Source organism: Gemmatimonadota bacterium, from assembly GCA_026702745.1.
GTDB lineage: Bacteria > JAAXHH01 > JAAXHH01 > JAAXHH01 > JAAXHH01 > JAAXHH01.
In genome coordinates this window covers 1-8,165 of the sequence record JAPPBT010000074.1, presented here as the reverse complement: position 1 = coordinate 8,165, position 8,165 = coordinate 1, and the positions used below count along the sequence as shown (strand labels likewise).

At 63.3% G+C, this 8,165-nt stretch carries 9 protein-coding genes; 1 reads left to right on the top strand and 8 read right to left on the bottom strand.

Features of this window, described 5'->3' with window-relative positions; genetic code table 11:
* The coding region (locus OXH56_12850) for a mechanosensitive ion channel family protein (protein ID MCY3556196.1) at positions 1 to 1,042 on the top strand (1,042 nt) is incomplete at its 5' end.
* 31 nt (positions 1,043 to 1,073) lie between these two features.
* Here the strand turns inward: OXH56_12850 and OXH56_12845 are convergent.
* From OXH56_12845 to OXH56_12810, 8 genes are all read right to left on the bottom strand, one after another.
* On the bottom strand, positions 1,074 to 2,234 hold the full coding sequence (locus OXH56_12845; protein MCY3556195.1) for an L-rhamnonate dehydratase: 1,161 nt from the start codon (positions 2,232 to 2,234) through the stop codon (positions 1,074 to 1,076).
* Positions 2,231 to 3,121: a phytanoyl-CoA dioxygenase family protein gene (locus OXH56_12840; protein ID MCY3556194.1), complete on the bottom strand. Its 891-nt coding sequence runs from the start codon at positions 3,119 to 3,121 to the stop codon at positions 2,231 to 2,233. Before OXH56_12840 ends, OXH56_12845 begins: the two co-directional genes overlap by 4 nt.
* Before the next feature lie 86 nt (positions 3,122 to 3,207).
* Complete coding sequence (locus OXH56_12835) at positions 3,208 to 3,936, bottom strand: YdcF family protein (GenBank protein MCY3556193.1); 729 nt, start codon at positions 3,934 to 3,936, stop codon at positions 3,208 to 3,210.
* The gene (locus OXH56_12830) at positions 3,923 to 4,414 is read right to left on the bottom strand and encodes a class I SAM-dependent methyltransferase (protein ID MCY3556192.1); all 492 of its coding nucleotides are present in this window, start codon (positions 4,412 to 4,414) and stop codon (positions 3,923 to 3,925) included. The genes OXH56_12835 and OXH56_12830 overlap by 14 nt, the downstream gene beginning before the upstream one ends.
* 131 nt (positions 4,415 to 4,545) lie before the next feature.
* A complete protein-coding gene (locus OXH56_12825) occupies positions 4,546 to 5,349 on the bottom strand; it encodes an ABC-2 family transporter protein (protein MCY3556191.1) in 804 nt (267 codons plus the stop codon).
* 3 nt (positions 5,350 to 5,352) lie between these two features.
* Entirely contained in the window at positions 5,353 to 6,159 is an 807-nt protein-coding gene (locus tag OXH56_12820; protein ID MCY3556190.1) for an ABC-2 family transporter protein, read from the bottom strand.
* Between the two features lie 13 nt (positions 6,160 to 6,172).
* Complete coding sequence (locus tag OXH56_12815) at positions 6,173 to 7,159, bottom strand: ATP-binding cassette domain-containing protein (GenBank protein MCY3556189.1); 987 nt, start codon at positions 7,157 to 7,159, stop codon at positions 6,173 to 6,175.
* Positions 7,160 to 7,249: 90 nt separating this feature from the next.
* The gene (locus OXH56_12810; GenBank protein MCY3556188.1) at positions 7,250 to 7,954 is read right to left on the bottom strand and encodes a hypothetical protein; all 705 of its coding nucleotides are present in this window, start codon (positions 7,952 to 7,954) and stop codon (positions 7,250 to 7,252) included.
* Between the last annotated feature and the right edge of the window lie 211 nt (positions 7,955 to 8,165).

Below are 8,165 nucleotides of genomic sequence, written 5' to 3'. Positions count from 1 at the left end.
CATCACCTTCGCGATTCTCCTGGGGACCTTTGTCGTAAAATGGGTGTTCAAGCACCTGATGACCCGCGTCGCGAAACGACTGGCACGCGTTACCTCGACCCAACTCGACGACATGCTGATCATGGCGGTCGAGAAACCCCTGGAATGGGTGATCGTCGTGCTGGGTCTCTACCTCGCCATCTATACGCTGCGTCCGCCCGAGATGGTCATGGGGGTGTTGCAGGCCGGGTTCTGGGTGCCCTTTTCCCTCCTGACGGCCTGGATGATCTTCCGATGCGTTAACGTCTTTACATCGATGCTCAAGGAGTGGGCGCTCAAGACGGATACGGCCCTGGACGACCACCTCGTGCCCCTCGTCGAACGGGCGCTGCAGATCATGGTATGGATCCTCGCCGCCCTCATGATCCTGCAGAACCTGGGCTACTCGGTGTCCGGACTGCTGGCCGGCCTGGGGATCGGAGGACTGGCCGTGGCCCTTGCCGCCCAGAAGACCCTGGCCGACGTCTTCGGGTCCATCATGCTGCTGGTCGACCGGCCCTTTGTGGCGGGAGACTGGATCGTGTCGCCGGACCGGGAGATCGAAGGCGTGGTGGAGAGCATTGGATTTCGCAGCACCCGGATCCGGACCTTCGAACAGACTATTGTCGCCATCCCCAACAACCGGCTGGCGGAATTCGTGATCGACAATATCTCGTCCCGTCCATACCGCCGGGTGTGGATTACGGTGGGACTCACCTACGATACGCCGTCCGATTCGATGAGAGAGGCCGTTTCAAGGATTGAGAAACTGCTTCGCACCCATCCCGAGGTCAGCCAGGAATCGACCATGCTCGTGAGGTTCAACGAAATTTCCGAGAACTCGCTCGACATCATGGTCTACTACTTTACCGCGACGACGGTGTGGGCCGACTACCTGCGGATCAGGGAGGATGTCAATCTGAAGATCATGGAGATTGTCGAGTCGCTCGGACTAGAAATGGCCTTCCCCACCCGGACGATCCATCTCTCGCCGGATTCCGAAGACCCAAAGACCGTGGAATAGGCTTAGACGGCCACCTGAACGGGGCACAGGCTTATACGGCCACGCGTTCCAGCCAGGCCCGGTCCGCTTCGATCCCGAATCCCGGGGCGTCGCTGGGTATGAGGCAGCCATCTTCGATCACGGCCGTTCCCGGCAGTTCAACCATGTCGGACAGGTGCACTCCGGGCGGAGAGACCCCGCTGGAACGTTCTCCCCAACGGGCCGCGGGCATGGCGAAGACCAGGTGCTGGCCGTAGGGATCGTTCATGGCGCCGTGCGGGGCTACCGTCAGGCCCGCGGCCTCGGCGATGTGGCAGATGCGGACCGCGGCGGAAAGCCCGCCGCACCACTTGACGTCCGGTTGGAAGATATCCACCAGCCGGTGCTCCGCGGCATACAGGAACGGTTCGGCCAGGTACCAGTGTTCTCCGGTCGCGAGGCCCTGCCCGGGCAGGCGCCGGCGGACCGCGGCGAACCCGTCCAGGTCGTGGGGCATCAGGTAGTCCTCCAGCCACTTCAGCCTGTAGGGCCTCAGCGATTCGCCGAGCCGCACAGCGTATTCCACGTCCAGCGCCATCCAGCAGTCCAGCATCAACTCGACATCGTTTCCGATCGCGGCCCTGGTTTCCTCCACCATCTCCACCGCTCTGTTCAATCCGTCGATTCCATCGTCCGGACCAAACGGCATGGGGAGTTTTACCGCTCTGAACCCCAACTCGAGATACCACGCGATATCGAATCCCGTGGCGTAGCAACTGATCCGGTCCTTCTGTGGACCGCCGAGCAGTTCGTACACTGGCCGGTCCAGCAGCTTTCCTTTCAGATCCCACAAGGCCAGATCCACGGCGCTGATGGCGTAGCTCGTCGCGCCCTGGCTTCCATAGGCAGCGCTCGCGCGCACCATGAGATCGTAGCACTTTTCCGTGGCCATGACGGACTGTCCCATCAACAGTGGCCTGAAATGTTCGTTGACTATGGGGAGGACGGGACCGCTGTGCTGGGTCAAGCCCAGGCCGAAAGTTCCGTCGTCCGCTTCCACGATACACGCCGCGGACGGCCAGGCGGGTCCCGCGTCCCCGCGTCTGCCCCGGTATTCCGGGTAGCGGTCCATGGGGCCCGACGGTTGGCGCCCTTCTCGTTGCAGCGTAGTCTTTACCGCCTTCCTGGCCCGGGACAGGTCCACGGTGTAGGCGCGGATATTTCGGATGTTCATGGGGCCGCTCCTTGCCGGCCGTCATCCGTGCCGCCCTGCCCGCCACCTTCCGGATCATCCTCATGGTCGTCCTCCGGATCGCCCTCCGGGTCGCCTTCCTGGCCGTCCTTGACGATGTCCTTGACGTGGTTGTAATGGGCGGTCTCGATCAGTTCCAGCGTTTCGGGGGACAGCACGGCCTTGATTTCATCCGGAAAGGGCATGGCCAGCCCCGCGTGCTGGGGCTTGTACCGAAGCACAAGGATGCGCCGGATCCGGTCGCCGGGCCGCCATTCGAGGATGCCGTGAGTCATGAGCTCGGAAGTCACGATGATGTCGCCCGCCCGGGGCGTGATGTTGACCACGCCCGGCGCGAGTTCCTCCACGCCGTGCATGAGTCCGTTGTTGAACAGGCTGTCCGGCCGGGGGAAATTCGCCTTGTGGGATCCGGGCAGCACGATGAGGCCGCCGTCGCCGGGAAGAACGTCGTCCAGGTAGGGAAACACGATGATGTCGTCGCAGTAGACCCGTCCATGATGGGTCTCGTATCGGGTGCTCTCCCAACCGAAACCCTCCCGGGCGCAGTGCAGGCCCCCCACGGCTGTTTCACCGGGACGGTCCACCTGGAGCGTGCCGCTGATCAGCCGGGGCTTGTCGTTAGTGAGTTCCCGTACGATAGGCCAGATCGACGGATGGCGGGTCAGGGACTCCAGCGACTTGTCGAAGGCGAAGCCGTGGAGATGGCGCTTGCCGTCGAACCCGAACCCCGGCGGCAGTTTGTCCTCCGGCGTGTTCATGTACCGGGCCGACGCGCGCTGGCAGGCCTCGAGCTCCTGTTTTGACAGCGCGTTCTCGATGTGCAGGTAGCCGAACACGTCGAACAGGTACCGTTGTTCCGGGGTCATCATGCCAGGCTCCTCGCGTATGGCTGCGTAATTTTATGATTCTGTCATGGGACCGGCGTTTGCCGGACCGCTGCTTGCCGGACCGGCGTTTATACCTCGAATTCCTGTAGCAGGTCATCCAGGCGCCGGACGAATCTGTCCCGCTGGTATTCCGGTATGTCGTGTACCCGGGCTACTACCTGGCTGATGTCCATCCCCGGGCGGTCCGGACGATGGGCCGGTTCGAAAATGGTTACGTCTTCCGCCGTGTACCCCGGGTATCCGGTGACGCTCGGTGCCGCATAGAGTTCCCGCAGCAGGCCCGACATGGCCCCGTCTTCCCCGTAGATGGCACAGGCGTCCCTCAGGCACCGTGGCAGATGGGTCGGGCTCGAGACCAGGATGACCCGCTCCACGTTCCGGTCGACAAAAACCCGGCCGGCATAGGCGATTTCATCACGGGTGTTTTTCGAAGTCATGTCCAGGTGGAGTATGGATTCGATCCGCTGCCGGAACCGGCCGGCCGCGGGAGGACGGGTCAATTCGGTTTCCCTGCCTATGAATACCGCGAATCCGGCGAGCTCATCGAACCGCTCCCACAACAACTGGGCCGTCGCCTCGGATTCAAGCATCCCGTTTTTTTCCGAGGCGCCCGAACCGAATACCATCACGTCCGCCTGCTCGCTCAGGGCTACCAGCACGCCCATGGGCACGCGGCCGATCCGTTCCGGCGGTTCGCCCCAGGTCACGTCCTCCCACTGGCCGGCATGCAGATTGTAGCCGTGGACGAGGATGCCCGTTTTTCGCCGATGGGCACCGCGGGATTCACCGGTTGTCATGTCCTCGCTCCTGCCAGGCTCCATCATCCCCGAAGGGAATGCAACGGGAGGCGAAGTGCTTCAGGGCGCCGCTCTTGACCACGATCGCTTCCGGTCTCAAAACGGCGGCGTAGCTGTTCAGCAGGGCAATCAGGTCCAGCAGCGACCGGTATCCCGAAATCCCCGACATGTCGATGTAGATCTTGGTGAAGTCCTCGTTCAGTTCGAGCGCGGCCCGCACGTCGAAGGCGTCCAGCGTTTCAAACCGGATGTGGGGGTGGCGTTCCCGGGCTCGTTCGATGACCACCGGGCTCACGTCCGTTCCGATTACGGTCGCGGCGTATTCGGCGATGATCGTGGTGGTGGTGCCCCATTCGCAGCCGATTTCCAGGACGGTATCGGAACCGTTCACCCAGCGGGGTATGCTGGCCCGGTACTCTTTGACCCCGCGGGTACCCACGAACAGCGTCTTGGATCGGTACTGCCTGTTGTTTGCCATATCGGACCAATAAACAGGCGGCCTGGAATATCGTCAAGAAGGACGGCGTGCCGATAGGGACGGCGCGCCGGTCCGGCGGGTGAACCGGGGTGCCGGGCCGTCGAACTGATCTGCAGGGACCGGCGTCCGCGCTAGCTGCCCGTCGAGCGATAGTGCCGGAGTCCGAGTCGCCAGATGAAGAGCGACAGGATGAAATAGAGCAGGCCGAACAAAGGGGCTGCGTACTGAAACGCGAGAGACGTGCCCAGCGGATCGGACCGGCCTAGAATAGCCACGACCGGGAAATAGGTCACGCATCCCATGGGGATCACCATGGTGAAGAACCGGCGGAACCAGGCTCGGTATATGACCAATGGGTATTTCGAAGCCTCGATGCCGCCGTAGGTCAACACGTTCATGAGCTCGAGCGTCTCCGTGGTCCAGAAGGACACCGTGCCGATATTGATGAACAGTCCCAGAAAGAAGCAGGCGCCGCAGGATACGGTGATCACGGTAAGGACCGCGACCGATGGCGACCATTCGATGTCCAGGTAGAGCGCCGCCCAGAGCAGGACGGCGCCGCCCTGCAGGAAACGCCCGAGCCGCTTCAATGTGAATTCCGTGCCGATCAGTTGAAGTACGGTGCTCCGGGGCCTGAGCAGCATGCGGTCGAACTCGCCGGTGCGCACCAGTTGGCCCACGTGGTCGAAACCGCGGGACAACATGTCGGTCACGGCGAAGGCCACGTTGACGATTCCGTAGAAGAAGGCGACCTCGGCGAGCGTCCACTGGTTCAGGCTGCCGAAGCGGTCGAACAGAGCAAGGATGCCAATGAATTCCACGCCCGTGCTGAACAGCTGGCCCAGGGTACCGAGCAGGAACGAGACCCGGTACTGCATCTGGCTTCGCAGGGAGATGCTCACGTAATGGGTGTACAGCGCAAGCGGGTTTGCCATCTTCTATCCCCCTTGAACGACCAGCCGGCGAGTCGCTCTCGAGAGCAGCCAGGCGCCGAATGCGACCAGGATGACGATCCAGATCAGTTGATGAAACAGCACGGCCCAGGCTTCCGTGGCCGGGATATGGCCCATATACAGCCTGAACGGCGCGTCGCAGATACCGCGGAACGGCAGGATATCGAGTACGCGCTGTGCCCAGTCGGGAAATAGGGGCAGGGGGATGACCATCCCCGCCAGGAAATAGATGACCGGTGAGACCAGAAAGGACACGCCTTCCCCGGAAATCGTCCACATCAGCGTGATGGAAAGGATCACGGTGAGGGCCGTGCTGAGCAGCACCGCGCCGAGGGTCGCCGCCAGCCAGAATACCAGGGCTTCGGGTGAGGCGGGCGCCTGCATCCCGAAAAACAGCAATGCAAGGATCGCCAGCGGGATGGAACGCATGAAGGTGGGCGCGAGCCGGAATGCCATCGACCGGGAAAACCAGTAAGTATAGAGGTTCACCGGACGGACGAGCTCATAGGCCACGGTACCCGACCGCACCATGGCGCGGATTTCCGTGTCGGGATTCCAGGGTAACAGGCCGAGCAGCGCCTGGCCCAGCCAGATGTAGGTCACGACGTCCTCGAGGTGCATGGGCTGGGGGGCGCTGGTGGACCGGTAGAACGCTTCCATGGCCATGACGCGGATCGCGCCCCACCCGATCTGCGTCACGAACCCGGCAATGGCCGCGGCCCGGTACTGGAGGATCATGCGGAACCGGGCGGACAGCACGGCGGTGTAGGGGAGGACGAAGGATTGCATCATGCCTGTCCGAAACTCAACGGAGTTCGTGTTCGTCGTACAGCCGTGAGATGATCTCTTCGATGGGCGGGTTCTCGACGAACAGGTCCTTGATAGCGTACTTTGCCGTGATCCGGCTGATCAGGGCGGCCGTTCGGACGCGGTCCGGATCGAACTGAAGGTGGATGCGGCTGCCGCTGCGCGAGATGAAAGTAACGTCCGGATCCTCGATCGCCTGGCCTTCGTCGAGCAGGTCGATAATTAGGCGGCGCTCCCGGGTGACGCGGGCACGCAGGTCGTCCAGTGTGCTGTCGGAAAGGATTCTCCCGTGTCCGATCACCATCACCCGGTCGCACAGGGCCTCGATGTCGTCCATGTCGTGGGTGGTCAGCACGACGGTAACGCCCCGCTCCCGGTTCAGACGCTTGATGAAGTCCCGCACGGCGAGCTTGGAAACGGCGTCCAGGCCAATGGTGGGCTCGTCCAGGAAAAGTACCGAAGGTGCGTGCAGCAGGGCCGCCGCCAGGTCGCACCGCATGCGTTGGCCGAGACTGAGTTGGCGCACCGGGACGTCGTACAGCGGTTCCAGGTCCATGAGCGCCGTGAGTTCGTCCCTGGCCCGGTGGTATTCACCATTTTCGATCCGGTAGATATCCCGCAGCAGATCGAAGGACTCGATAACCGGCAGATCCCACCACAACTGGGTCCGCTGGCCGAACACCACGCCGATGTTGGCCGCGTTGGCGATCCGGTTGCGCCACGGGATGCGACCGTCGATCTCGCACCGTCCCGAATCGGGCACCAGGATGCCGGAGAGCACTTTTACGGTCGTGGACTTGCCCGCTCCGTTGGGACCGATATAGCCCACCAGTTCTCCCGGATCCAGTTCGAAGGAGACGCGGTCGAGGGCCTTGATCGTCCGGTATTCGCGGCGCACGACACCGTGTAGCGCGCCCCAGAGACCGGGGCGCCGCTGGGCGATCCGGAAAGTCTTGACGATGTTGTCGACGAGGATGTGGGGCACGGCGGTCACCTGGCAACATGGCATCGCGCCCCAGAGACCGGGGCGTACGATGCGCGGCGTAAATAGCGGAAAGGTAAGCGGACTGCCGGGCTAGCCGGATTCTGAGAACGCGGGAAGGAATTCCGTACTCAGGCCGCCGCGTACGAGCGCTTCCCAGCACCGGATGGGAGACTCGCCAAGTAACGGGAGCAGATCCCCACGCAGCCGGTCGAGGGATGCCGCCGCGGACCCTCCGGTTTCCGGCCCTCCGGTATCCGGCCCTCCGGTTTCCGGCCCTCCGATTTCCAGGTTGGCCAGGCGATTGAGGGCGTCCATGGCGAATCCCACGCAGATGACGTTTCGGTCGCTGCGCACCACCTCGGTCAGGGCATCGATAATGGGATCCAGCGCATCGCCCGCCAGGAGGGCCCCGTGGGAACATAGGATGACCATGGACCAGAGGGCGTTCTCCCGTACCGCGGAGCGCACCGGCTCGAATCGCTCGAGCCCCATGTCGACGCCGTTTCCCTCGCAGACGTCACACGCGTCGGTGGGCCGCACGAACTTGATGCTCCGCTGCTGGGCGAGGTCCATGCTCAACCGGTTTTCTTCGCCTTCGAGACTGCGGACCAGCGCCTCGAAGCACCGGGGCAGCAGGGACCGCCCAACGCCCGTCGCCGCGGCACGGCGTCCCAGGCAGCCCAGCGTTCCCGCGGCGACGGCGCGGACGTACACGGAGGGGTCGTGATGCAGCAACGAAGCGGAGGCGGCCAGTACTTCGCCGGTAAGCGGCGCACAGTCGCCCAGTCCGTACACACCGGCCTTCCTGACCCATTTGACCGGTGACTTCGTCGCTTCGACGAAGGTCTCCGAGGACTGTTCCCCGACGGCGATCAGACCGTAAGTTGCCGCGCGGCGGACACTCTCCCGGTGGCTGTAGAGCGCTGCGCCGAGATGCTTGACGGCCAGTGCGTCGTCCCCTATCGAGGCCAGCTTCTAGGCCGCACCGATACGCAGGGGTTCCGCT